The 24,024-nt window shown below is 71.5% G+C and carries 22 protein-coding genes; 11 read left to right on the top strand and 11 right to left on the bottom strand.

The annotated features are described in order from the left end of the window. Positions 1 to 225 precede the first annotated feature (225 nt). Both AB0M67_RS11000 and AB0M67_RS10995 read left to right on the top strand, forming a co-directional pair. On the top strand, positions 226 to 1,149 hold the full coding sequence (locus tag AB0M67_RS11000; protein WP_365744836.1) for an LLM class F420-dependent oxidoreductase: 924 nt from the start codon (positions 226 to 228) through the stop codon (positions 1,147 to 1,149). A gap of 107 nt (positions 1,150 to 1,256) precedes the next feature. Continuing rightward, entirely contained in the window at positions 1,257 to 1,619 is a 363-nt protein-coding gene (locus tag AB0M67_RS10995) for a hypothetical protein (protein ID WP_365744834.1), read from the top strand. Positions 1,620 to 1,753: 134 nt separating this feature from the next. Here AB0M67_RS10995 and AB0M67_RS10990 read toward each other — a convergent pair whose 3' ends face one another. Both AB0M67_RS10990 and AB0M67_RS10985 read right to left on the bottom strand, forming a co-directional pair. Further along, on the bottom strand, positions 1,754 to 2,620 hold the full coding sequence (locus AB0M67_RS10990) for an ABC transporter permease (RefSeq protein ID WP_365745169.1): 867 nt from the start codon (positions 2,618 to 2,620) through the stop codon (positions 1,754 to 1,756). A 5-nt stretch (positions 2,621 to 2,625) separates the two neighbouring features. Continuing rightward, complete coding sequence (locus AB0M67_RS10985; protein WP_365744832.1) at positions 2,626 to 3,540, bottom strand: ABC transporter ATP-binding protein; 915 nt, start codon at positions 3,538 to 3,540, stop codon at positions 2,626 to 2,628. A gap of 255 nt (positions 3,541 to 3,795) precedes the next feature. Between AB0M67_RS10985 and AB0M67_RS10980 the strand changes: the two genes are divergently transcribed. The 4 genes from AB0M67_RS10980 (at position 3,796) to AB0M67_RS10965 (ending at position 6,840) form a co-directional block, all read left to right on the top strand. After that, positions 3,796 to 4,755, top strand: a complete 960-nt coding sequence (locus tag AB0M67_RS10980; protein WP_365744830.1) for a MarR family transcriptional regulator — start codon at positions 3,796 to 3,798, stop codon at positions 4,753 to 4,755. Between the two features lie 141 nt (positions 4,756 to 4,896). After that, complete coding sequence (locus AB0M67_RS10975; RefSeq protein ID WP_365744828.1) at positions 4,897 to 5,253, top strand: YciI family protein; 357 nt, start codon at positions 4,897 to 4,899, stop codon at positions 5,251 to 5,253. 48 nt (positions 5,254 to 5,301) lie between these two features. Next, positions 5,302 to 6,555, top strand: coding sequence for an RNA polymerase sigma factor (locus tag AB0M67_RS10970; protein ID WP_365744826.1), 1,254 nt, complete (start codon positions 5,302 to 5,304; stop codon positions 6,553 to 6,555). Between the two features lie 93 nt (positions 6,556 to 6,648). Continuing rightward, on the top strand, positions 6,649 to 6,840 hold the full coding sequence (locus tag AB0M67_RS10965; RefSeq protein ID WP_249951105.1) for a DUF1059 domain-containing protein: 192 nt from the start codon (positions 6,649 to 6,651) through the stop codon (positions 6,838 to 6,840). A gap of 110 nt (positions 6,841 to 6,950) precedes the next feature. Here the strand turns inward: AB0M67_RS10965 and AB0M67_RS10960 are convergent, their stop codons facing one another. After that, positions 6,951 to 7,727 (bottom strand): VOC family protein, encoded by a 777-nt coding sequence (locus AB0M67_RS10960; RefSeq protein WP_365744824.1) that lies wholly within the window; start codon positions 7,725 to 7,727, stop codon positions 6,951 to 6,953. 145 nt (positions 7,728 to 7,872) lie between these two features. Between AB0M67_RS10960 and recQ the strand changes: the two genes are divergently transcribed. Together recQ and AB0M67_RS10950 are read left to right on the top strand one after the other, a co-directional pair. After that, positions 7,873 to 9,813, top strand: coding sequence for a DNA helicase RecQ (recQ, locus tag AB0M67_RS10955; protein WP_365744822.1), 1,941 nt, complete (start codon positions 7,873 to 7,875; stop codon positions 9,811 to 9,813). Further along, the gene (locus AB0M67_RS10950; protein WP_365744820.1) at positions 9,810 to 10,679 is read left to right on the top strand and encodes a hypothetical protein; all 870 of its coding nucleotides are present in this window, start codon (positions 9,810 to 9,812) and stop codon (positions 10,677 to 10,679) included. Before recQ ends, AB0M67_RS10950 begins: the two co-directional genes overlap by 4 nt. Before the next feature lie 20 nt (positions 10,680 to 10,699). Here AB0M67_RS10950 and AB0M67_RS10945 read toward each other — a convergent pair whose 3' ends face one another. Continuing rightward, positions 10,700 to 11,275, bottom strand: coding sequence for a histidine phosphatase family protein (locus tag AB0M67_RS10945; protein WP_365744818.1), 576 nt, complete (start codon positions 11,273 to 11,275; stop codon positions 10,700 to 10,702). Between the two features lie 111 nt (positions 11,276 to 11,386). After that, positions 11,387 to 12,823, bottom strand: coding sequence for a PLP-dependent aminotransferase family protein (locus AB0M67_RS10940; protein WP_365744816.1), 1,437 nt, complete (start codon positions 12,821 to 12,823; stop codon positions 11,387 to 11,389). On the opposite strand from AB0M67_RS10940, the gene AB0M67_RS10935 reads away from it, so the two are divergent. Continuing rightward, positions 12,822 to 13,775, top strand: coding sequence for a DMT family transporter (locus tag AB0M67_RS10935; protein WP_365744814.1), 954 nt, complete (start codon positions 12,822 to 12,824; stop codon positions 13,773 to 13,775). The two genes, AB0M67_RS10940 and AB0M67_RS10935, sit on opposite strands and share 2 nt — an antisense overlap. A gap of 78 nt (positions 13,776 to 13,853) precedes the next feature. Here the strand turns inward: AB0M67_RS10935 and AB0M67_RS10930 are convergent, their stop codons facing one another. Further along, positions 13,854 to 15,095, bottom strand: coding sequence for a family 10 glycosylhydrolase (locus AB0M67_RS10930; protein WP_365744812.1), 1,242 nt, complete (start codon positions 15,093 to 15,095; stop codon positions 13,854 to 13,856). A gap of 180 nt (positions 15,096 to 15,275) precedes the next feature. On the opposite strand from AB0M67_RS10930, the gene AB0M67_RS10925 reads away from it, so the two are divergent. Together AB0M67_RS10925 and AB0M67_RS10920 are read left to right on the top strand one after the other, a co-directional pair. Continuing rightward, positions 15,276 to 16,148 carry a 3-hydroxybutyryl-CoA dehydrogenase gene (locus tag AB0M67_RS10925; protein WP_365744810.1) on the top strand — a complete coding sequence of 291 codons (873 nt, stop codon included), beginning with the start codon at positions 15,276 to 15,278 and terminating at the stop codon, positions 16,146 to 16,148. A gap of 174 nt (positions 16,149 to 16,322) precedes the next feature. After that, on the top strand, positions 16,323 to 16,580 hold the full coding sequence (locus tag AB0M67_RS10920) for a hypothetical protein (protein ID WP_365744808.1): 258 nt from the start codon (positions 16,323 to 16,325) through the stop codon (positions 16,578 to 16,580). A 12-nt stretch (positions 16,581 to 16,592) separates the two neighbouring features. Here AB0M67_RS10920 and AB0M67_RS10915 read toward each other — a convergent pair whose 3' ends face one another. The 5 genes from AB0M67_RS10915 to pheS all read right to left on the bottom strand — a co-directional run bounded on the left by AB0M67_RS10915 (position 16,593) and on the right by pheS (position 23,931). Next, complete coding sequence (locus tag AB0M67_RS10915; protein WP_249951113.1) at positions 16,593 to 17,123, bottom strand: NUDIX hydrolase; 531 nt, start codon at positions 17,121 to 17,123, stop codon at positions 16,593 to 16,595. A gap of 86 nt (positions 17,124 to 17,209) precedes the next feature. Then, positions 17,210 to 18,550 carry a transcriptional regulator gene (locus tag AB0M67_RS10910; RefSeq protein WP_365744806.1) on the bottom strand — a complete coding sequence of 447 codons (1,341 nt, stop codon included), beginning with the start codon at positions 18,548 to 18,550 and terminating at the stop codon, positions 17,210 to 17,212. Positions 18,551 to 18,946: 396 nt separating this feature from the next. Further along, positions 18,947 to 20,071: a PP2C family protein-serine/threonine phosphatase gene (locus tag AB0M67_RS10905; protein ID WP_365744804.1), complete on the bottom strand. Its 1,125-nt coding sequence runs from the start codon at positions 20,069 to 20,071 to the stop codon at positions 18,947 to 18,949. A gap of 204 nt (positions 20,072 to 20,275) precedes the next feature. Beyond that, entirely contained in the window at positions 20,276 to 22,804 is a 2,529-nt protein-coding gene (pheT, locus tag AB0M67_RS10900) for a phenylalanine--tRNA ligase subunit beta (protein WP_365744802.1), read from the bottom strand. Next, positions 22,804 to 23,931 carry a phenylalanine--tRNA ligase subunit alpha gene (gene pheS / locus AB0M67_RS10895; protein ID WP_365744801.1) on the bottom strand — a complete coding sequence of 376 codons (1,128 nt, stop codon included), beginning with the start codon at positions 23,929 to 23,931 and terminating at the stop codon, positions 22,804 to 22,806. Before pheS ends, pheT begins: the two co-directional genes overlap by 1 nt. Between the last annotated feature and the right edge of the window lie 93 nt (positions 23,932 to 24,024).

The raw sequence follows: 24,024 nt of genomic DNA, 5'->3' as shown, positions 1-24,024 counted from the left end.
GCCGCAAGGCCCCCGGTGCGCTATACGTTGAGAGTGGCAAGGAGCGGGTGACCTCCTTGCCTTTACTTGTGCCATCCGCGCCTTTGCTTGTGCCGTCCGCCACTTGTACCGTCCGCCGCGGACGCCCCCGCCCACGCGTCGGCGGGCCCGCGCTTCACACAGCTGACAAGAAGCCGTCACACGGCGATCGGAATGTGACTGCGGCCGAGGCTTGTTGGCCCTCATATGACTGTGGGAGTAGCACTCAACGCAACCGGTCCCGACAATCAGATCGACGCCACCGTGCGGCTGGCGCGCGAGGCCGCGGAGGCGGGGCTGCGGTCGGCGTGGTTCGGGCAGACCTTCGGCGCCGACTCGCCTCAACTCGCGGCGATCGTCGGGCGTGAGGTCCCCGGCCTTCAGGTGGGCACGTCCGCGATCCCCGTCTTCGGACGCCACCCACTGGTCGTCTCCAGCCAGGCCCTGACGGCGCAGGCGGCCACGCACGGCCGGTACCACCTCGGGCTCGCGCTCGGCACCAAACTGCTGACCGAGGGTGGTTTCGGTATCCCGTTCGAACGGCCCGTCGCGCGTCTGCGTGAATTCCTCACCGCTCTGCGGCAGTTGACCGAGACCGGTACCGCCGACTTCAGCGGTGAGCTGATCACCGCGCACACTCCGATGCCCGCGCGGGTACCGGGCGCCGAGGCCGGTGTGCCGCTGCTCGTCGCCGCGATGGGGCCACAGGCGCTGCGTGCCACCGGTGAGCTGGCGGACGGGATCCTGCCCTATCTCGCCGGGCCCCGCGCCCTGGCCGAGCACATCGTCCCCGCCGTCACCGCGGCGGCGGAGGCAGCCGGCCGGCCCGCGCCCCGGATCGTGGCCCTCGTGCCCGGCGTCGTCACCGATGACATCGACGCCGTACGCGAGAAGGCCATCGAGCAGCTCGCGTTCTACGAGCAGATCCCGTCCTACGCGCGGGTCATCGAACTCTCCGGCGGCGAACGGGCCGCCGATGTGGCCGTGATCGGCGACGAGAAGACGGTCGCCGCCGAGGTACGGCGCTACCGGGACGCCGGGGCGACGGAGGTGGTGTTCTCCGGGACGGAGATCGCCGGGGACGCCGCCCGGCGCCGTACCTGGGCGCTCCTGGGGGAGCTGGCGGGCTGAGTCCACGACCGGCGGGGGCTTCCGGCCGACCGTGAACGGTCAGTCGCACGGGTGAGGTTCCGCCGAACCGCCGCGTCCGCCGTGCGGCCGTCGCTACGGTGACCGGTATGGACGCCAAGGACGCGCCCCGCCCTGAGGAGGAGTGGCCGCTGCCTCCCTCCTGGATGTGGAGCTGCCACGAGTGCAACAGGCTGTACAGAGCGATGAAGCGCGCGCCCGAAGTGGTGGAAGCGGCGCGGGCGGCGGGTGAGCCGGGGGTGGACTACGACCCGTTCGACTCGGTGGTGACAACACAGATCCGGCTCGCCCGGCACATCGCCGCCGAACACACGTCGGAGGTGCCCGCGGTCGACCCGGCGTGCGAGCGGTGTGTGTCGGACACATCGGGCCGACGGATCCGCGACGAGATGGCCCTGGAGCACCGGGCCCGCCATCTGTTCGCACCGCCGCGCATCGTCGGCTTCATGTGACGGGGTGGCGGGGTGACGGGGTGACGGTCACGATCGGAGCGTCGTGACCGTCACCCGCCCTATCCGTCGTGACCGTCACCCGCCCCGACCGTCGTGACCGTCACCCGCCCCATCCGTCGTGAGCGTCACCCGCCCTAGCCGACGCGCCGCAGGGCCTTCTCCCGGCGCTCGGCCACGCTCGAACCCGACTCCCGTCGCGCCATCCGGCGCAGCACCATCGGCGCGACGGCCAGACCGACCACGGCCCAGGCGCCCAGCACCCCGACGGTCTCCAGGTGCCGCCAGGACTCGCCGATCTCGACGGCGACCGCGCTGTCCGGGAGCAGGGCCGACCGCATACCCAGGCCGAGCCAGTAGATCGGGAACGCCTGCGCGACCCACTGCAGCCACTCCGGCATCGAGGCGAGCGGATAGAAGACGCCGGAGATCGCGATCAGGCCGAGCACCGGCAGCTGGATCAGCCCCTGGCCGCGCGCGCTGGTGAACACCGATCCCAGAATCGCTCCGATGGGCAGGGTCGCCACCATGCCGAGCACCAGCACCCAGACCAGGGTCAGCCAGAAGCCCGCGCCGCCGACCGTCAGCCCGTCGATGATGAGCATCCCGGGTATCAGCAGGATCGCGAGATCGGCGAGCAGACCGCCGGAGACGGTCACGACCTTGCCGACGAGATAGCCCGGCATCCCGTTCGGTGTCGCCCTGGCGCGGAGCAGGGTGCCGTCCTCGCGTTCGGCGGTGAGCACCTGACTCATGGTGACCATGCCCATCGCGACATTCATCCCCAGGATGCTCGGCAGGGCCAGGGTGCCGAGGAGCGGTCCGCCGGTCCCGAACTCCGTGTCCCGCAGGAAGTACAGGACAATCAGCATCAGGACCGGCCAGAGCAGATGCGACAACAGATCCCCGCCGTTGGTGAACGACTGCCGCAGTTCGATCAGGCCGCGCCGCCGGCCCGCCCGTATCGCTCCGGTCGCCCGCGCCACCGTGGCCGCCCGTGCCACCGCGGTCACCGGGCCGGCTCTTCCGGCTCACGCGCCTCGGCTTCCCCTTGGCGTACCAATGCCATATAGCTGTCCTCCAACGAGGCCCGGCGGACCTCCAGTTCGCCGATCGCCCCGCCGTACTGGCTGAACAGCCCCCGCACGAACCGCGTCGACTCGGTGGTCGAGGCCACGAAGCGCTGCCCGTCGCGGGTCCAGCGCACCTCGTCGTCGGCCGCGGTCCGTCGCGCCAGTTCGTCCGTCGAGCCGTCCGCGATGATCCGGCCGCCGGCGAGGATCATGACGCGGTCGGCGAGCTTCCCCGCTTCGTCCAGATCGTGTGTGGTGAGCAGGATCGTGGTCTCGTGGTCCTCGGCGAGCCGGCGGACGAGGTCGTGGAACGCGTACCGGGCCTCCGGGTCGAAGCCCGCGGTCGGCTCGTCCAGAAACAGCAGTTCCGGGCGGCCGACGATGCCGATCGCCACATCCAGCCGGCGCCGTTGCCCACCCGACAGCGTCTTGATCTTCTTGCCCGCGTGCGCGGTGAGGCCCACCGCCTCGATGAGTTCGTCGGTGTCCCACGGCCGCCTGATCAGATCGGTGGAGTAGGGCGCGTAGTACGTACCGAGGTGGGCGAGCAGTTCACGCACCCGCCATTTGCCGTGGTCGCGCCAGGATTGCAGGACGACGCCCAGCCGCGACCGCCATCGTTCTCCGCCGTACGCCGGATCCGTGCCCAGCACCTCCACCCGGCCCGCCGATCGCGTGCGGAACCCCTCCAGGATTTCGATCGTGGTGGTCTTGCCCGCCCCGTTCGGGCCGAGCAGTGCCAGTACCTCCCCGTGGTGCGCCCGGAAGGTCACCTCGCGCAGGACGTCATTCGTGCCGTACCGCATCCGCAGCCCGTCGACATCGAGCACCACTTCCTCGCTCGCCGTCATCAACTCACCTTCATGCCGTCGCCGAATTCACTTCAGATCACCGCGAAGGCTACGTTGCGTTTCATCGACCATCAATCAACAAAGAGCTCGACTTCCCTTGTTTCCCAATAACTTCTGGCGACTATTGCAATGGAATTGACACTGAATGCAATCGGCGGCCGATCGATCGTTGCAATGTACTGATCGTGAACGCATACTGGGCCGACCACCCTCCGAACCCCAGCCACACCCCCAGCCGACGGAAGGCGAGAACCGATGCCGGGAGGCAGGCTCACCCACCAGGACCGCCGGAGCATCGCCTCAGGGCTGGCCGAGGGGCTCGGGTACGCCGAGATCGCACGGCGGCTGAACCGGCCGACATCGACCGTCAGCCGGGAGGTGGCCCGGAACGGCGGCTCGCACGGCTATCTCGCGGACCATGCCCACCACTCCACCGAACGCCGGGCCCGCCGGCGCAGGCCGGTCCCGCCCCCGGAGACCCAGACCCCCGGGGCGCCCGCCTCCGCCTCCGGCGTGGACGCCGAAGGGCGCGACCCCGAGGCGGTCCGCGCCTTCGCGGAGGAGTTCGCCGCGCTGATGGTCGCGACCGGGCTGCCACGGATGGCGGCGCGGGTACTCGCCCGTCTGGTCACCACCGACCCGGGCGCCCTGACCGCCGCCGAACTGGTGCGACATCTGCGGGTCAGCCCCGCGTCGGTGTCCAAAGCCATCGGCTATCTCGAAGGGCTGGATCTGGTACGGCGCGAGCGCGATCCGCACCACCGCCGCGAGCGCTACCTCATCGATGACGACGTCTGGCTGCGGACCTGGCTGACCAGCGCCCGGACGAACGCGATGCTGGCGGACATCTCCCGGCGGGGAGCCGAGATCCTCGATACCGCCACCCCCGCCGGAGCCCGGCTGGACCAGATGCGGGAGTTCTTCGTACAGCTCAGCGACGACATGGCCGGCGGGCCGACGGCCGCCGTCTTCAGCGACACGCTCACCGTGCTCGCCGCGCTGATGCACGCGGTCACCCCACGCACCGTGGACCAGCTGGCGGTCGCACTGGGCTGGCCACCGGAGCGTGTCGCCGCCGCCCTGGACAGCGCCGAGCGGCACCCCGACATCGCCGATCCGGTCGCCCCGCGGTACGACGAGACCGGCGCCTGCACCCTTGTCGCCAGGGCCGGCCGGCTCACCCCCGCGCAGCGCGAGGCCCTTGGCCGCCCGTAGAGCATGGCGGCGGAGCCCACCGGCGGGCGCCGGAAAAATCTTGGAGGATTTCCGGAGGAGCTGTCGATCCGGCCGAATCCCGTTCGACGCAAGGGTGTGAGAGGCGGGGAAGGCCCCCGCCCTCCCTACTGAGGAGTCACCATGCCGCGTTTTCTGACGATGGTCCGCGTTGACGAGCGCAATGCCCCCACCGAAGCCCCCGACCCCGGGTTCGACGCGCGTATGGGCGCGCTGTTCGAGGAGATCACCAAGGCCGGGGTCATGCTGGAGACCGCGGCGCTCACCCCGACGTCCGAGGGCACCCGGATCACCTGGTCCGACGGCAAGCTCAGCTACACCGACGGGCCCTTCACCGAGAGCAAGGAAGTCATCGGCGGCTACTCCCTCACCCGGTGCGAGGACAAGGCGGAGGCCCTGGAATGGGCGAAGCGGTTCCTTGAGGTCCACCCGGCGAACTGGACCGTCACCGTCGAGGTCCGCGAGATCGCCGAGGGCTGACCGGGCCGCGCTTGCCCCGTCCCGGCACGGCTGCTCTGATGGGTGGTCGTGACATCAGCAAGCGCGACCGAAACGGTCGAAGCGGTCTTCAGGATCGAGTCCGCGCGGATCATCGCCGGTGTCGCCCGCATCGTGCGGGACGTGGGCATCGCCGAGGAACTGGCGCAGGACGCTCTGGTCGCCGCGCTGGAGCGGTGGCCGGAGTCGGGTGTCCCGGACAAGCCGGGCGCCTGGCTCATGGCCACCGCCAAGCACCGCGCCATCGATCTCGTCCGCCGCAAGGAGACGTACGCGCGCAAGCTGGCGGAGGTCGGCCGGGCGCTGGAGGACGTGGCGCCGCCGCCCGAGCCCACGGACGCGGACGACATCGACGACGATCTGCTGCGGCTGATCTTCACCGCGTGCCATCCCGTGCTGTCGACGGAGGCCAGGGTCGCGCTCACACTGCGGCTGCTGGGCGGGCTGACGACGGAGGAGATCGCCCGCGCGTTCCTGGCCCCGGAGCCGACGGTCGCCCAGCGCATCGTCCGCGCGAAACGGGCGCTCGCCAAGGCCGGGGTCCCCTTCGAGGTCCCGGGCGCCGCCGACCGGGCCGCCCGCCTCTCGTCGGTCCTTGAGGTCATCTACCTCATCTTCAACGAGGGCTACTCCGCGACGGCCGGGGACGATCTGCTGCGCCCGGCTCTGTGCGAGGACGCGCTGCGGCTGGCGCGTGTCCTGGCGGGCCTGATGCCCGAGGAGCCCGAGGTCCATGGCCTGGCCGCGCTTCTGGAGCTCCAGGCCTCTCGCACCGCCGCCCGTACGGGCCCCGACGGCGAACCGGTGCTGCTCGCCGACCAGAACCGGCACAAGTGGAATCGCATGCTCATCCTCCGCGGTGTCGAGTCCCTGCGGCGCGCGGGCCATGGCCCGTACTCCGTCCAGGCCGCGATCGCCGCCTGCCACGCGCGGGCGGTGCGCTACGAGGACACGGACTGGCCGGCGATCGCGACGCTGTACGGCCGGCTGATGGCGCTGACCCCGTCCCCGGTGGTGGAGCTGAACCGGGCGGTCGCCGTCTCGATGGCGGAGGGCCCCGCGGCCGGACTGACGCTGGTGGACGCGCTGGCGGTGGAACCGGCCCTCAAGGACTACCACCTGCTGCCGAGCGTCCGGGGTGATCTGCTGGAGCGCCTGGGGCGGGGGGATGAGGCGCGCGCGGAGTTCGAGCGGGCGGCGTCCCTGACCCGTAACGGACGCGAGCGGGCGATGCTCCTGGAACGGGCCGCCCGGGCCGCGCGTTCCGCCCGGGCCCCGGAGTGAATCGACGCGCGCCGTACCCCGCACTCTGCTCGAAATGCCCCACCAGTCCTCAGAAGAGCAAAAAAGGGGGAAACTGGGACGAGGAGGTTCATCATGCGCAAGGTAGCCGATTGCCGGGATTTCCCGAGCGAGACGAATTGCACCCTCGCCATCTCCGGCGAGGAGGAAGAAGTGGTCCGCGCCGCCAGCGAGCACGCTGTGTCCATGCACGGCCACAAGAGCAGCCCGGAGCTGCGTGAGCAGATCCGCTCCGCGCTCAAGGACGAGATGCCGCAGCACGCCTGAGGCGGGCGCTGCCCCCGGTCCCGCCCGGCTCGCGTCGCGGGCCGGGCGGGACGCGATCCGGGCGGGACGCGTCAGGACAGGGCAGCCGACGGGACTTCGGACTTACTCGTCTACGGCGTGTTCACGAGCCGGGCACCCACCTCGAAGACGTTGCCGAAGGGGTCGGTGATCTTCGCCATCCGCGCGTAGATCGTGTCCGAGGGGGTCTCCGCCGTGCCGCCCGCCGCCACGGCCCGCTCCACCGCGGCGTCCGTGTCCGCGACCTCGAACAGGGTCTGCCACGCGGCGGACGGCGCCTCCGGGACCCCCATGATGCCGCCGATCTCATGGCCGTCCGGCCGGCGCAGGAAGGTGAAGTCGGCGCCGGGGAGATCGTCGTTGCCGTCCAGGGTGAAGTCGAAGACCGCCGGGTAGAACGTCCGCGCCGGTCCGGGGTCCGGGCTGGTCAGGTCGTTGCGGAGCAGGCTGCCCGGCTCGTTCACGGTCTCGCAGCCGACGAGCGCGCGCCCTTCCCAGAGGCCGAACCGGGCGCCGGACGGGTCGGTGGCGAGCGACAGCAGGCCCTGGTCCGCGATCTCCACCGGGCCCCGCGTCAGGGCGCCGCCCGCGTCGGCGATCCGCTTCGCGGTGGCCTCGGAGTCGTCGGTCGCGAAGTACACGCACCACAGGCCGGGGTCCGCCGCGGCGGAGGAATCGGACACGGGGACGTGCCGGAAGCCGGCCACCGCCCGGCCGCGCAGCCGGCAGAGCGTGTAGACGTTCTCACCCGGCTCGAACTCCCAGCCGAACAGCGCACCGTAGAACTCCTTCGCGCGCCCGACGTCGGGCACGTCGAGGTCGGTCCAGGTGGGGGTGCCGGCCGGCTGGTTGCGGGTGACATGGCTCATCGTTCGCTCCTGTATCGCTTCGTGCCCGGAGGTTTCCTCCGTGCCGGGTCTCCGACGCTAGAGGCGATGCAGGTCAGACCATGTCCTACAGGGGAAGATCACGATCGGCCGGATCGATGTCGGTGGACCCTCGTAGAATCGGCGGATGAGCTCCCCCGAATCCGGCCCCCCTCCCGAAACGCGCCCTGAAGCAGGTCCTGAGACGGGTCCTGAGACGGAGGGTCCTGAGACGAACCCCGAGACGAGCGAGTCTCTTGAGGTCCTGCGCCGCGTCTTCGGATACGACTCCTTCCGAGGGAGCCAGCGGGAGATCATCGAGCATGTGGTCGCCGGTGGCGACGCGCTCGTGCTCATGCCCACCGGTGGCGGCAAGTCGCTCTGCTACCAGATCCCTTCCCTGGTGCGTAAGGGCGTCGGGGTCGTCGTATCGCCGCTCATCGCGCTCATGCAGGACCAGGTCGACGCCCTGAGGGCGCTCGGCGTACGGGCGGGATTCCTCAACTCCACCCAGGATCTCGACGAACGGCGCCTGGTCGAGGCCGAGTTCCTCGCCGGGGAGCTGGATCTGCTCTATCTGGCGCCGGAACGGCTGCGCGTCGAGTCGACCGTACGGCTGCTGGAGCGCGGCACGATCTCGCTGTTCGCCATCGACGAGGCGCACTGCGTCGCCCAGTGGGGACACGACTTCCGCCCCGACTATCTCGCTCTCTCCTCGCTGCACGAGCGCTGGCCCGATGTGCCACGTATCGCGCTGACCGCGACCGCCACCGAGGCCACGCACGCGGAGATCGCGTCCCGGCTCGGCCTCCAGGACGCGCGGCACTTCGTGGCCAGCTTCGACCGGCCCAACATCCAGTACCGCATCGCGCCGAAGAACGACCCGAAGCGGCAGCTGCTCCAGCTGCTGCGCGCCGAGCACCCCGGCGACGCGGGCATCGTGTACTGCCTCTCCCGGGCGTCGGTGGAGAAGACCGCGGAGTTCCTGGTGAAGAACGGCGTCGACGCGCTGCCGTATCACGCGGGGCTCGACACCCGTACGCGCGCCGAGAACCAGGCGCGCTTCCTACGGGAGGACGGGATGGTGATGGTCGCGACGATCGCGTTCGGCATGGGCATCGACAAGCCGGACGTACGGTTCGTGGCCCATCTCGATCTGCCGAAGTCCGTCGAGGGCTACTACCAGGAGACCGGACGCGCCGGACGTGACGGGCTGCCGTCCACGGCCTGGCTGGCGTACGGACTCCAGGACGTCGTACAGCAGCGCAAGATGATCGACACCTCCGAGGGTGACGACGCGCACCGGCGGCGGCTGAGCGCCCATGTCGACGCCATGCTCGCGCTGTGCGAGACCGTCGAATGCCGACGCGTCCAACTGCTCGCGTATTTCGGGCAGTCCAGCACGGCGTGCGGCAACTGCGATACGTGTCTGACGCCCGCGGAGTCCTGGGACGGCACGGTCCCCGCGCAGAAGCTGCTGTCGACCGTGGTCAGGCTGAAGCGCGAGCGCAACCAGAAGTTCGGCGCGGGGCAGATCACCGACATCCTGCTGGGCAGGAAGACGGCCAAGGTCATCCAGTTCGACCATGACGCGCTGAGCGTCTTCGGTATCGGTACGGAGCTGCGCGAGGCCGAGTGGCGGAGCGTGGCACGGCAGCTGCTGGCCCAGGGTCTGATCGCCGTCGAGGGCGACTACGGGACGCTCGTCCTCACCGACGAGAGCGGTGAGGTCCTGGGCGGCCGGCGCCCGGTCGTACTGCGCCGCGAGCCCGAGAAGGCCGCCAGGCCGGCACGTGCGGAGAGGTCGTCCAAGCAGCGTTCCGTACCGGTCGATCTGCCGGCGGAGGCCGTGCCGGTGTTCGAGACGCTGCGCGCCTGGCGGGCGGCGTCGGCGAAGGAGCAGGGCGTACCGGCGTATGTCATCTTCCATGACGCGACGCTGCGCGAGATCGCGACGCTGGCGCCGTCGACGCTGGCGGAGCTGGGCACGGTCACCGGGGTGGGTGAGAACAAGCTCGCGAAGTACGGGCAGCAGATCCTGGAGACGCTGGGTACGGCGGTCGACTCGGCGGTCGGTACGCCGGAATGAGCCCGACCCCGTCGTCTCACGCACCACGGCCACCGCTGCCGCATGTGCTCTGGATCGGCGGGCCGCCGGCGGCGGGCAAGACGACCGTGGCGCGGCTGATCGCCCGGCGGCACGGACTGCGCTGGTACAACGCCGACGCCCACACCTGGGAGCATCGCGACCGAGCCATCGCCGCCGGGCACCCGGCGGCGATCAGGTTCGAGGCGCTGCCCCGCGCGGAGCGCTGGTCCGTGCCCGAGGCGGAGCTGATCGCGATGTCCCTGCACCATGAGCGCGGGCGCATGATCGTCGACGATCTCCACGCTCTCCCGCCGGCCCCGCTGATCATCGCCGAGGGCACCCCGATCACCCCGGCGGTCGTCGCGACGGTCCCCGGGGGTCCGGCCTCGTCCGTGTGGCTCCAGCCGTCGGCCGGGGTCCAGCGGGCCCGGCTGCGGGAACGCGGACTCCCGGCCGGGCCGCTCACGCTCTACCGCTCGCTCGTCGGCGAGATCGAGGCCGAGGTGGAGCGGTACGGCGCCCGGAGGCTGGTGATCGACGGGGACAGCGAGGTCGAGGAGACCGTGGAGGCGGTCGAGAAGATCTTCGCGGAGGCCCTGGGCGCGGGCCCGGTGGCGGGGACGGCCGGGGAGCGCGCGCGACTGCTGCGGTACGCCAACCGGGCCGCGGTCGCCCAGTACGAGGCGTTCTTCGCGCGCCCGTGGTCCCCGGGGGACGCGCGGACGAGCGTCCATGCCTTCGCCTGCGAGTGCGGACGGGCGGACTGCCGGGACGACCTCGACCTCGCCATCGCCGACTTCCCGGCGCCGCCCGACGATGCCGCGTCCCCACCGGTCCTGGCCCCGGGGCACCGCCGCGCATCGTAGGGCGTGTCCGGCCGGACCACTCAGACTCCGCCGTCCAGCCGCAGACTCCACCGGCCCGGGAGGCCCGTCAGGGTGACGGTCGACAGCGGCTGGACATCCACGTACCAGTACGTCCGCGGCGGCGCCTTGAGCGCGTACACCAGCGCCGCCCGTACGACGGCCGGTTCGGCGACCGCCACGATCGCGGTGATGTCCTGGACGGGCCGGGTGTCCAGCCAGCCCCCTATCCGGGAGATGAAGGCCAGGAGCGTCTCGCCGCCGTGCGGGGCGGAGCGCGGGTCGGCGACCCAGGCGTCGACGGCGGCCGGTTCGCGGGCCATCACCTCGGCGAGGGTGAAGCCGCGCCAGCGGCCCATGTCGCAGTCGCGCAGGGCGGGTTGGGCGAGCGGCGCGTAGCCGAGGGCGTCGCCGGTGCCACGGCTGCGCGGCGTCGGTGAGCAGTAGCGGAGGTCGGCGGCGGAGAGCGGGACAAGGGCGTGGGCGACGCGCTGCATCTCGTACCAGCCGGCCCGGTCGGGGGGACGGTCGTCGTCGAAGCGCTCGTCGAGCAGGTCCGAGCTGCGCGCGGCGGCGACCAAGGTGACCCGAACACTCATGGCCGAGATCGTGGAGCCGAAAGCCGGACCGGTCAAGGGACGGCCGATGGCGGGGAGGAAACGATTCCGGTTGTCCGCCGGCATGTCCCGGGCGGCCGTCCGGGTGCGGGGTCAGCCGAGCGCTTCGTGCCAGGCCGTACGGAGCCGTCGTACCCCCTCGGTGATCTCCGCGGGCCCCGCCACCGCGGCGAAGCTCAGCCGCAGATGAGCGGCGGGCGGTTCGGCGCTGAAATACGGGCGGCCCGGGGCGACCGCGACGCCCGCGCGCAGGGCGGCCGGGACGATGGTCTGTTCGTCGGTACCGTCAGGGAGCCGGAGCCAGAGGTGGTAGCCGCCGGACGGAATGTGCGGGAGGGCGGGCTCGGGCAGTTCGGTGCGCAGCGCGGTGGTCAGGGTGTCCCTGCGGGTCTTCAGCGCGGTGGAGACGGAGCGCAGATGGCGGTTCCAGGCGGCGGAGCCGACCAGTTCCAGGGCGGCTTCCTGGAGCGGGCGCGGCACGAAGAAGGTGTCGACGACATGGATGGCGCGCAGCCGTTCGAGGACCGGGCCCCGGGCGGCCAGTACACCGACCCGCAGGCTCGGCGAGGTCGCCTTGGTGAGCGAGCAGACATGGACGACGACGCCGTCGGGGTCGTCGGCGGCGAGCGGTCCCGGCAGCGGGCCCGCGTCCTCGTGCACCAGCCGCCGTACGAAGTCGTCCTCCACGACGAACGCCCCGGCCTCCCGGGCGATCCGCAGCACTTCGGGTCTGCGGGCCGGGGAGAGCACGGCTCCGGTGGGGTTCTGGAAGAGCGGCTGGCAGACGAAGACCCGGGCGCCGCTGGCCCGGAAGGCGGCGGCGAGCAGTTCGGGCCGTACGCCGTCGGGGTCCACCGGGACCGGTACGGGGCGCAGCCCGGCGGCGCGGGCGATCGCGAGCATCCCCGGGTAGGTGGGCGATTCGACCAGGACCGGTGCACCGGGCGGGGCGAGCGCGCGCAGCGCGGTGGTCAGCGCGCTCTGGCCGCCTGCCGTGACCAGCACTTCGGCGGCCGTCCAGGTGTCCCCGATGCCTCGTGCGAACCAGTCGCGCAGCTCGGGCAGTCCATCGGTGGGCGGTCTGCCCCAGGCACCGGGCCGTCGGCCCGCCCGCGCCAGCGCCGCCGCCATCGCCCGCTCCGGCTGGAGCGAGGGGTGCAGATAGCCACCGTTGAACTCGATGACCCCGGCCGGTGGGGCGGCGAGCGTGACCAGCACTCCGGTGGCGTCGACCGAGCGCGGTACGAGTTCGGTGGCGGCGTCGGCGCTGAGGGCGACCTCCTGCCAGGAGGTGTCGCCCGGCGGCGTGGTGGCCGTCCTGCCGGGTGCCCGGAAGGCCCCGGCGCCGGGGCGGGTGACGACCAGCCCTTCGGCGGCGAGTCTGGCGAGGGCGCGGGAGACGGTCACCGGAGAGACGCGGTAACGCTCGACCAGCGTTCTGCTGGACGGCAGCTTTCCACCCGGTGAGTAGCGGTTCAGTTCCTGTCTCAGCGAGTTCGCCAGTTCCGCCACGCTGCTACGCTCATACATGACAGCACAGGATAGCGCTACTCCACCCAACTCGATAGCGGTCAGCGGCCACACCGACACTCAGGTCAACGGCCGCCGCACCGCGAGCACGAACAGTACGCGCGGCGGCACGCTCCTCGCCGCGCTGGGCGTCGTCGCCTTCTCGCTCACCTTCCCGTCCACGGTGTGGGGCCTGGAGAGTTTCGGCCCCTGGTCCCTCGTCGCCGTACGCAGCGCGCTCGCCGCGCTCATCGCGGGCGGTTTCCTGCTGGCCCTCCGCGTCCCGGTCCCCGAGCGCCGGCACTGGGGCGGGCTCGCGGTCGTCGGCGGCGGGGTCGTGGTGGGTTTCCCGCTGCTGACAACGCTCGCGCTGGAGACCTCCACCACCTCGCACGCCGCCGTGGTGGTCGGGCTGCTGCCGCTCACCACGGCCGCGTTCGCCGCCGTCCGTACGGGCAGGCGCCCCTCCAGGGCCTTCTGGCTGGCCGCGCTCTCCGGTGCGGCCGTGGTGATCGCGTTCGCGGTGTGGCAGAGCGGCGGGGCCCTCTCCGCCGGGGATCTGTATCTCTTCGGCGCCCTGCTGGTGTGCGCGGCGGGCTATACGGAGGGCGGCAGGCTGGCCGGGATGATGCCCGGCTGGCAGGTGGTGGGCTGGGCGCTGATCGGCTGTCTGCCGCTCGCGGTGGCGGGCGCGGCGGTGGCGCTGTCCTTCGAACCGGCCCGGCTGACAGCCCACGGCGTGATCGGACTCGCCTGGGTCGCCGCGGGCTCGACGTTCTTCGGCCTCTACGTCTGGTACCGGGGCATGGCGTCGATCGGGATCGCCAGGGCGAGCCAGCTCCAGCTCGCCCAGCCGGTTCTCACCCTGGTCTGGTCCGTACTGCTGCTCGGCGAGCACCTCACACCCGCCGCGCCGGTCGCGGCTGTCGCGGTGCTCGTCTGTATCGCGGTCACCCAGCGGACCGGCACCTGACCGCGGCATCGCCATCGACAGCGGCACCAACAGCAACAGCGACGGCGACCAGGGCGGGCCGGCCCGGGAGGCCGTCGCTCAGCTCATCCGCGCGCGCTTCCCGTAGTGGTCGGCCACCACCCTCGTCATCGCCCCGATCGGATCCGCGCCGACCTCCTTCGCGGAGAAGAAGCAGTGCCCCCGCGCCCCCGCGTACTCCTTGGCGAGGGTCAGATGACGGGACAGCTCCGCCGGATCCTGCCAGGCGGCGGGCTGGGCCGGATCGCCCGCCTTGTAGAGGGCCTCACCGATGTACAGATCGACGCCGGTCCCCCGTACGACGCCGTCCCACCAGCTCAGCAGCTTCGCGTAGTCGGCGGCGGGGAAACCGATGTTCCAGTACAGCTGCGGGACGATGTAGTCGATCCAGCCCTTCTTGACCCACGCGCGGGTGTCGGCGTGCAGATCGTCGTACGTCTGCACCCCGGCCCGGGTGTCGGAGCCGAGCGGATCCGTGGCCGCGTTGCGCCACACCCCGAACGGGCTGATCCCGAACCGCACCCGCTTCTTGATCTTCTTGATCCGCTCGGCGGTCTCCCGCACCAGCCGGTCGGTGTTGTCCCGCCGCCAGGCCGCCTTGTCAGGGAAGCCCGCGCCATAGCGCTCGAACTCCGCGTCGTCCTCGAAGACGTGTCCGGCGACCGGATACGGATAGAAGTAGTCGTCCCAGTGCACGGCGTCGATGTCGTAGCGCCCGACCGCGTCCAGCATCGCGTCCTGGACGAATCTCCTGACCTCGGGCAGGCCGGGGTTGTAGTAGAGCTTCCCGCCGTACGGCAGCACCCACTCCGGATGGACCCGGGCCGGATGGGTCGCGATGAGTCGCGAGGGGTCGGTGTGGTTGGCGACGCGGTACGGGTTGAACCAGGCGTGCAGCTCAAGTCCGCGCGCGTGTGCCTCCCGTACCGCCGTACCCAGCGGATCCCAGCCGGGGTCCTTGCCCTGGGTGCCGGTGAGGTACTGCGACCAGGGCTCGTACCGCGAGGGCCAGAGCGCGTCCGCCGTGGGCCGTACCTGAAAGACGACGGTGTTCAGCCCGCGGGCGACCGCCGTGTCCAGATGCCGGATCAGCTCGGCCTTCTGCCGGTCGGCGGTGAGCCCGGGCGCGGAGGGCCAGTCGCGGTTGACGACGGTCGCGATCCACATCCCGCGCAGCTCCCGGCGCGGAGCGTGCCGCCGCGGCACGGACGCGGCGACGGCCGCCACGTCCCCGGCGGCGACCAGCGAGGTCACCACCCCTGTCGCCGCCACCACGAACCCTCTTCTGCCGATCCGCCCCATGCGCCGTCCCCTTGTCAGGTCCGCGCGGCCGGGTCACCGAAACCCCACCCGCCGTACGGGCTCAGCATGCCCGCCCCGGCACCCCGTCCACACACCCTGGCGGAGTAACGTCCTGTCCCGAGGCGGGCGCCGGAATCACACGGGGGACCTGCCGGGACACGGACCAGCGAAAGGCACGATGTGACCGACACCCTCACCGATATCACCCGCGTCGGAGTGGTGGGCTGCGGCCAGATGGGCGCAGGCATCGCGGAGGTCGCCGCGCGCAGCGGCCTGGAGGTCAAGGTCGCCGAGACCACCGGCGAGGCCCTGGAGATCGGCCGTACCCGGCTGCACAACTCCCTCTCGAAGGCCGCCGAACGCGGCAAGATCACCGAGACGGAGCGGGACGAGGCACTCGGCAGGCTCAGCTTCACCACGGACCTCGGGGAGTTCGCCGACCGCGATCTCGTCATCGAGGCCGTCGTCGAGAACGAGCAGGTCAAGACCGAGATCTTCCAGGTGCTCGATCAGGTCGTGACACGTCCCGACGCGATCCTGGCCTCCAACACCTCCTCCATTCCGCTGGTCAAGCTGGCCGTCGCGACCTCACGTCCCGACCAGGTGATCGGGATCCACTTCTTCAACCCGGCGCCGGTGCAGAAGCTGGTGGAGCTGATCCCCGCGCTCACGACCTCCGACGAGACGGTCAAGCGGGCCGAGGCCATGGTCCAGGGGGTGCTGGGCAAGCACGCGATCCGCGCCCAGGACCGCTCGGGATTCGTGGTGAACGCGCTGCTGATTCCGTATCTGCTCGCCGCGATCCGGATGTTCGAGTCGGGCATCGCGAGCCGCGAGGACATCGACAACGGGATGGAGCTCGGCTGTGCGCATCCGATGGGCCCGCTCAAGCTCTCGGATCTGATCGGTCTGGACACCGTGGCGTCGGTCGCCGACTCGATGTACGCGGAGTTCAAGGAGCCGCTGTACGCGGCGTCCCCGCTGCTCCAGCGCATGGTGGACGCGGGCAGGCTGGGCCGTAAGACGGGCGCGGGCTTCTACTCCTACACGTAGGGGTTACGGAGAGTCGCGAAATTCGCACACCGTGTGCGAAGGGTGCTCGCATATGCCATCCACACACCCTGCTGCCCCGGGCGCAAGGGGAGTTGACTCGGTTCCGCTTGGTCCCGGCATCACCGGGGCCGGGCGGAGAACCGTTTGTACGACTTCCCGAACAGGAGCGGATTCGTGACCACCCCCTCTGACCATTCCGTGGTCGGCGAAGAGTGCGCCGAGTTACGGCGCAGCCTCGACGTCGGTCTCGCCAGGACCGACGGCAGGCTCGCGTTACTGGCCCAGCGCAACGACCAGACCGACAAGGATGTGACCGATCTGGCCGCGCGCGTCGCGGCCCTGGAGCACGCCAGGTGGCCGCTGCCCGCCGTGGCGGCGCTCTGCTCGCTCGGAGCGCTCGCGGTGGCGGTCTGGCAGTCCCTGGGCCGATAGCGGCCCCAGGCGCTAGCCGAGCCTCAAGTGATGGAGCATCAGCAGCCCGGCCGTCATATTGGCGGCCGGGATCTCGCCCCGGGCGATCATGTCGGGGACCAGCTTGAGCGGGATCCACTCCCGGCGCGAGGATTCGAAGTCGTCCTCGGGATGGCCGATGTAGGTGGCGTCCTCCGCCCAGTAGAGATGGTGCCTGGCGTCGGTCAGACCGTTGGACGGCTCGACCGTGAGCAGATGCCGGAGCGGTCCCGGGCGCCACCCGGTCTCCTCCTCCATCTCCCTGGCCGCCGCGGTCTCGATGTCCTCGCCGTCCTCGACGACCCCCGCGGCCAGCTCCCAGCCCCAGCTGTCGGTGATGAAGCGGTGCCGCCAGAGCATCAGCACCTCGTTGGCGGAGTTGACCGCGGTCGCCACGGCAACGGGGCGTAGCCGGATCAGGAAGTGGTCCAGATGCCGGCCGTCAGGGAGTTTGACGTCCGCGAGGTTGACCCGGAACCACCGGTTCTCGTACACGGTCTGTTCGCTAAGTTTCGTCCACTGCACGTTTCTGCCACCTTCCGACAAGTTGATGGCAATATCGCAGCAGCAGTCTCGGCGAACGGAAACGTGCGGGGGGCTCATAAAGGGGCTCACAGAGGAACGCGCAGCGCGCCTTCGATGAGTTCCGCCGTCTCCTCGGCGTCCGTGGATCCGCTGGCCACCAGCTGTTCCCGTACGGCGCGCAACCGGTCTCGCAGACGCTGGGACTCCATCCCCCGTGCGCGCTCGGCCATTTCGGCCGCTGTTCTGGCGGCGCGGTCGGCCTCGCCCTGCCGCAACTCGATATGGCTGAGCATCGCGAGCCGGTGCACCCGGCCTCGATCGTGCGCCGGGGTGTCCACGGCCGCCGCCGCGTGCGCCCGTGCGGCGGCCAGATCACCGAGGCTGAGCAGCGCCTCCGCCACCTGTACGTTCACCAGGCCCGGCTGTACGTAGCCCGTCTCGTCCGGTTCATGGCCCGGCCGGATGCGTTCCGCCTCCGTCTCCGCACGCCGGATACAGCCGAGCGCCCCGGTGCCGTCGCCGAGATGCGCATACGACTTGGCCTGCATCGCGTACAGATCCGCGGCGAGCGCCGGGGTGATCTGGCGCCCGGCCGTCCGCAGCGCCGCCTCGGCGAAGGCGACGGCCTGGCGGTACTCCCCCATGTGCAGCGACTGATTGACCAGCAGCGCGATCACATAGGCGCCGAGGCCCCGGTCCCCGCTCGCCTTGGCCAGCCGCAGCGCCTGGTGGAAGTAGCGCTGGGCGAGCCCATGGGCGTCCGAGTCATAGGCGCAGATACCGGCCACCGCGACCAGACCGCCGGTGGCGCGGTGCAGTTGGCGGCCGAGCGCGTCGCTGTACCCGCCGCGCAGCAGCGGGGCGGTCTCCGCGTTGAGGAAGCGGACGATCCTGGCGCGGGTGGCGACTCCGCCCGCCCGCCGGTACATCAACTCGTAGTGCGCCCTGGCCGACCGCAGCAGTTTGATGTCGGCGGGGCCGACCTTGTTACGGCCGGTGCGGGAGACATCGGCGTCCTCGGGAGGGTTCTCCCACTCCCAGACGGGCATCACGGCGGGCGTGCCGGTGACGGTGGGGGCGCCCACTATGTGCGGACGTTGCTGTTCGTCGGAGCGCCACAGCGCGGTGGCCCGCTCCACGAAACCGGAGAGCGGCGTGCCGTGCGGTACGAGCACCTCCCCTGTCACCCCGAGCCCGATGTCGTCCAGCGTGAGCGAACGGTGCAGCCGCTCGCTCAGCACCGCGCAGATCAGGTCGGGCACTTGGCCGCGCGGCCGCTGTCCCTTCAGCCACCGTGAGACGGCGGTGTGTTCGTAGCGCAGGGCGAGGCCTCTGGCCCGGCCCGCCTGGTTGACCCTGGCGGCAAGACCGGCATGGGAGATACCCGCCTCGTCGAGCAGGGAATCGAGCAGAGAATTGGGGTGCATGAGTGCCCCTCCGGTGGCTCGGCCGAACCAGCGTAGTGGAACGGGAAACGCACGGGGTGTGAACGTAATGCCCGAATCCGCGCCCCGTGCACCCTGCCGCGTGGAACTCGGGACCGGTTGACTGAATCGCCTCGCAAAAGAGGCGCCGGGCCACCGGCTCCCCCTCGTCGGTACGGTGGCCCGCAACCGCGCCGTCCGCCCTGCCGACCTGCCCGACACTCCGCGGCGGAGCGGACGGCGTGTGTACGGGACCGGGGCGGCCGGGAGCAGCCGTCGGAGCGGTCCGCGGCCGTCGGAACGGTCAGCGGGCCTTCCGACAGGGGTCGTTCGGCACAGAGGTCGCTCGGCACAGGGGTCGCTCGGCACAGGGGTCGCTCGGCGGGGGTGGTCGCCCGGTCATCCCGGGCCGGGCACGCGAGTGGTGGGTTCCCGCGCGGGAACCCACGTACGGCACAGGCCCGGTCCGCCTGGCTGCGCCGGCACGCGCGAGGAATCGCCCGCCGGTGGGCGGTCGTTGCGCAGCACGAGCAGCGCCATGTCGTCGGCGATCCGTCCGCCGGTGTGCCGCAGCAACGCCGCGTGGACCTGACGCACCACGGCGGCGGGTGCCGGCGGCGGGTCCGCCGCGGCCTCCGCGAGCGCCTCCTCCAGAGCGAAGAACCGCCCCGCCGAGTCCCGGGCGTCCTCGGCCCCGTCGGTGTGCAGGAACAGCGCCTCGCCCGGCAGCAGCGGACCGCACTGGTACGGGAGCAGATCGGCGGGCAGCGGAAATGCCCCCAGCGGCGGCAGCGGTTCGCCGGAGGCCAGCCGCGCGGCGCCCCGGCCGAGCCGGTAGGGCCACGGGTGGCCGCAGTTGAGGGCCCGTACCTCCGCGTCGGCCCCGATCTCCAGCAGCAGTACGGTGACGAACTCCTCCGCCGACAGGGAGTCCGGCTCCTGGCCCGCGGCGGCGGGCGGCTCCTGGCGCGCCAGCTCCCTCAGATGGCGCTGGTGGGCCCGGTCGAGCCGGCGCAGGACACCGTCGAGCCCGGCCTCGTCGTGGGCCGCTTCCCGAAAGCTGCCGAGCACCGCGGCCACCGCCCCGATGGCGGGCAGCCCATGGCCGCGCACATCCCCGATGACGACCCGCACCCCGTAGGCCGTGGCCACCGCCTCGTACAGATCGCCGCCGACATCGGCGCCGCGCGAGGCGGAGAGCTGGCGTGCGGAGAGCGCGAGACCGTCCAGCCGGGGCGGCAGAGTCCGGATCAGCACCTCCTGGGCGGCCCGCGCCACGGCCTTGACCTCCCGCAGCTCCCGCGCCGCCCGCCGCCGTACGCGGATCAGCAGATACGCCACCACCAGCAGGAAGACCACGCAGGTCACGACGCGCGAGAGCAGGTCGTCGCGGTCCGCCGCCGGGCGGGTCAGCTCCCAGGTGATCACCGCTGTGAGCAGACCGCCCGGGATCGCGCATTCGACAAGGCCCCAGGAGGCCGGCGCTTCCGCCTGCGCGTCCTCTGTTGCCTTGGTCCGGTTCATCCGTCGGCCTCCCTCGGCCGCCCGGCCGCTAAGCCGTGGGGCGTACGTCGACCGTCTCGGCCGGTCCGATTGTGTCGATCACGGAAGCCCCATGACGTGACACGCCCGGACTTCTCACCCGAATGAGTGAGGGGCGCATCCGATGATCCGGATGCGCCCCTCAAGGGCCGAGAGCCAGTACAACGACGGCGCACGGCAGGGTGGTCACGCGCCGCGCAGGACCGCCCCGGTCCGTTCGGCGGCAAGCGAGACGGCCGCGTCACGGGCCGCCGTCGCCTCGTCGACCGTCAGTGTGCGGTCCGCCGCACGGAAACGCAGCGCGTAGGCAAGGGACTTGTGCCCCTCGCCGATCTGCTCGCCGGCGAACACGTCGAACAGCCGCAGGGACTCAAGGAGTTCCCCGGCGCCCTCGCGCAGCGCCCGCTCCACCTCGGCGGCCGGGACCTCGCTCGGTACGACAAGCGCGACATCCTGCGTGGCCACCGGATAGGTGGAAATCCGCGGCGCCTTGCTGACACCGGTGCCCGCGCGCTCCAGCAGATCGAGATCGATCTCCATGGCGCAGGTGCGCTCCGGCAGTCCGAGCGCCTTCACGACGCGCGGATGCAGCTCTCCGGCGTGGCCGAGCAGTGTCTCCTCGCCGTCCACGACGGCGAACAGCGCCGCGCAGCGGCCGGGGTGCCACGGCTCGTACTGACCGGACCGTACGGTCAGTTCGGCACCGGCCTCCCGGGCGACGGTACGGGCCGCCTCGACGGCGTCCGCCCAGTCGGCCGGGCGTCCCTTGCCCCACCAGCCGGCCTGCTCGCGCGCCCCGGCCAGCACGACGGCGGCGTGCCGCGGCTGGCGCGGCAGCGCGGCGTCGAGCGCCGCCACCTCCTCGTCGGTCGGCCGCCGGTCGACGGGCAGCCGGGCGGGCACGCTCTCGTGGCCGGTGGGGTGGAAGACGAGTCCGGTCTCGAAGAGCGCCAGATCGTGCGACCCGCGGCCGTCGTTGCGCCGCAGCGCCGTGAGCAGGCCGGGCAGCAGCGTGGTGCGCAGCGCGGGCTCCTCGTCGGAGAGCGGGTTGACGAGCGTGACCGTACGGCGCCGGTCGTCGTCGGCGGGCAGTCCGAGTGCGTCGAGCGCCGCGTCGCCAAGGAACGGGTAGTTCAGCGCCTCGACATAACCGGCGCCGGCCAGGGCGCGGCCGACGCGGCGGTGCAGCCGCTGGCGCTCGGTGAGCCCGCGGCCCGACGGCGGGGTGGGCAGCGTCGAGGGGAGGTTCTCGTATCCCTCAAGACGGATGACCTCCTCGGCGAGATCGTTGGGCGCGCCGAGGTCGGGCCGCCAGGACGGCACGGTGACGACCAGCTCGTCCTGGCCGTAGACGTCGCAGCCGATCTGCTGGAGCCGCCGTACGACGATCTCCCGGCCGTACGTGACACCGGCGACCCGGTCGGGGTGGTCGGCGGGCATGACGATGGTGTGCGGCGCGGAGGGCGCGACGACCTCGGTGACCCCGGCCCCGGCGGAGCCGCCTGCGAGCAGCACCAGCAGGTCGACGGTCCGCTGCGCGGCGGCGGCCGCGGCCTGCGGGTCGACCCCGCGCTCGAAGCGCTTGGACGCCTCGGAGGCCAGCTTGTGGCGGCGCGCGGTACGGGCGATGGAGATCGCGTCGAAGTGCGCGGCCTCGATCACCACCTCGGTGGTGCCCTGGGCCTCGCCGGTCTCCGGGTGGATCGTGGTGTCGGCGATCTCGGTGTTCGCGCCGCCCATCACGCCCGCGAGGCCGATGGGCCCGCGGTCGTCGGTGATGACCAGGTCCTGGGCGTCCAGTACCCGCTGGACACCGTCGAGCGTGGTGATCTTCTCGCCCGCGTGGGCACGGCGGACGCCGATCGCGCCCTCCAGCCGGGTGCTGTCGTACGCGTGCAGCGGCTGGCCGAGCTCCAGCATCACGTAGTTGGTGATGTCGACCGCGAGCGAGATCGGCCGCATCCCGGCCTTCTGGAGCCGGCGGCGCAGCCAGATGGGGCTGTGCGCCTCCGGGTCGAGACCGGTGACCGTACGGGCGGTGAAGCGGTCGCAGCCCCTAGGGTCGGCGATCTTCACCGGGTGGCCGTACGAGTTCGGCGCGGGCACATCGAGCAGCGCGGGGTCGCGCAGGGTCAGTCCGTACGCGATGGCGGTCTCGCGGGCGACTCCGCGCAGCGAGAGGCAGTAGCCGCGGTCGGGCGTGACGGCGATGTCCAGGACCTCGTCCACCAGCTCCAGGAGCGCGATGGCGTCGGTGCCGGCCTCGTGCTCGGGCGGAAGCACGATGATGCCGCCCGAGCCGTCATCGCCCATGCCCAGCTCGTCGCCTGAGCAGATCATGCCGAGGGAGGTCTTGCCGTATGTCTTGCGCGCGGCGATCGCGAAGTCGCCCGGCAGGACCGCGCCGGGCAGGACCACGACCACCTTGTCGCCGACGGAGAAGTTCCGCGCGCCGCAGACGATCTCCTGCGGCTCGCCGGTGCCGTTGGCCGTGCCGACATCCACGGTGCAGAAGCGGATGGGCTTCTTGAAGCCCTCCAGTTCCTCGATCGTGAGCACCTTGCCGACGACGAGGGGGCCTTTGAGGCCGGCGCCGAGCTGCTCGACGGTCTCGACCTCCAGACCGGCGGCGACGAGCTTGGCCTGGACGTCACGGCCGGTCTCCGTCGCCGGCAGGTCGACGTACTCCCGCAGCCAGGAAAGCGGGACGCGCATCAGATCTCCATCCCGAACGGCCGGGTGAACCGGACGTCACCCTCGACCAGGTCTCGCATGTCTTCGACGTTGTGGCGGAACATCAGCATCCGTTCGATCCCGAACCCGAAGGCGAATCCGCTGTACTTCTGGGGGTCGACGCCACAGGCGACGAGCACCTTGGGGTTGACCATGCCGCAGCCGCCCAGCTCGATCCAGCCCTCGCTGCCGCAGGTGCGGCAGGGCCGGTCGGGGTTGCCGACCGAGGCGCCCCGGCACACGTAACAGACCATGTCCATCTCGGCGGACGGCTCGGTGAAGGGGAAGAAGTTCGGACGGAGCCGGGTCTTCATGTCCGCGCCGAAGAGCGCCTGGACCATGTGGTCCAGGGTGCCCTTGAGGTCGGCCATGGTCAGGCCCTCGTCGACGGCGAGCAGCTCGATCTGGTGGAAGACCGGGGTGTGCGTGGCGTCCAGCTCGTCGGTGCGGTAGACCCGCCCCGGGCAGACGATGTACACGGGCGGCTCACGGTCGAGCAGGGCGCGCGCCTGGACCGGCGAGGTGTGGGTACGGAGCACCACACCCGACTCGTCGCCCTCCGTGCCCTTGGGGCCCTGGACGAAGAAGGTGTCCTGCATCTGGCGCGCCGGGTGGTCGGGCACGAAGTTGAGGGCGTCGAAGTTGAACCACTCCGCCTCGGCCTCGGGGCCCTCGGCGACCTCGTAGCCCATGGCCACGAAGACATCCGCGACCCGCTCCATGAAGCCGGTCAGCGGATGGCGGGCGCCGGGCGGGGTGCGGTCGTACGGCAGCGTGACATCCACCGCCTCCTCGACCAGCACCCGGGCGTCCCGCTCCGCCTCCAGCTCGCTCTGGCGGGCGGCCAGGGCCTTGCTGACGGCGCCGCGGGCCTGGCCCACGCGCTTGCCCGCCTCGGCCTTGGCCTGCGGGGGCAGGGCGCCGATCTCGCGGTTGGCGAGGGCGAGCGGCGAGGTGCCTCCGGTGTGCGCGGTCTTCGCGTGGGCGAGCGCGTCGAGATCACCGGCGGCGGCGAAGGCGGCGAGCGCCTCGTCCCGCATCCGCTCGATCTCTTCCGGTTTCAGTGCCTCGACCTCGACTGGGTCGTACGACTTGTTGGGTGCCGACATCTCTTCCGTACTTCCGTTTGGCTGGCGAAACGACCCTGCTCGATCACTGGGGAGCGCGAAGGCGCGAAGGTGCCAAAAGTCGAGTCTAAAGGT

It is taken from the genome of Streptomyces sp. NPDC051662 (assembly GCF_040681655.1).
Lineage (GTDB): Bacteria > Actinomycetota > Actinomycetes > Streptomycetales > Streptomycetaceae > Streptomyces.
The sequence above is the reverse complement of the archived record's forward strand: the minus strand, read 5'-3'. Positions and strand labels throughout refer to the sequence as shown.